Here is a 542-nt window from a genome sequence, read left to right as displayed (position 1 = left end):
ATTCAGAAGGTCGTTATTGCCTACATTCAATTCGATAAATCGTTTTAATTGGCTAATGCTTTCAATGCCGATGTTGGTGATCTTGAGCCGTATTTGGTCTTGAGTGACGTCTACGATCTGTGCCGTTAACGTAATCTCTTGTTCAGACTGGTGGAACGAGAAACCGACATCAACCAAAAGTGCAGGATTCAATGTATCTAAGCCTCCGGCTTGTAAGAGCAAACCATGTAAGGAAAGATCTTGAATCGTAGCGTTAAGTCTCAAATCACGTTGTTCTAACTGAGCTGGAGCTTGGTAGATGATGCGTGAAAAGCGTCTTTTCTCCGTCATATTGCGCTCTCTAAGGCATTTAAACAGATTGAATAGTATATCAAGAAGAACAAAAAGTGTTCGAATGTTGTTTAAAAACTGTCGAGAACGCTACAGAGTTACGTAAGTGCACGGTCATGTTTTTCACTGACCCAATGACTCTCAAATCATCAAATACCTTAATAACGCCAATCAAAATGGCCCAGAAAGGCGCTTTTAACTGGCTGGGGTAT

General features: G+C 41.0%; 1 protein-coding gene. It reads right to left on the bottom strand.

The features are described from left to right. Positions 1 to 330, bottom strand: a 330-nt coding sequence (locus R7O13_RS30145; protein WP_318305629.1) for a PilZ domain-containing protein, incomplete at its 3' end; no start/stop codon positions are given. Between the last annotated feature and the right edge of the window lie 212 nt (positions 331 to 542).

Source organism: Vibrio sp. Y176 (genome assembly GCF_033438945.1).
The sequence above is the reverse complement of the archived record's forward strand: the minus strand, read 5'-3'. Positions and strand labels throughout refer to the sequence as shown.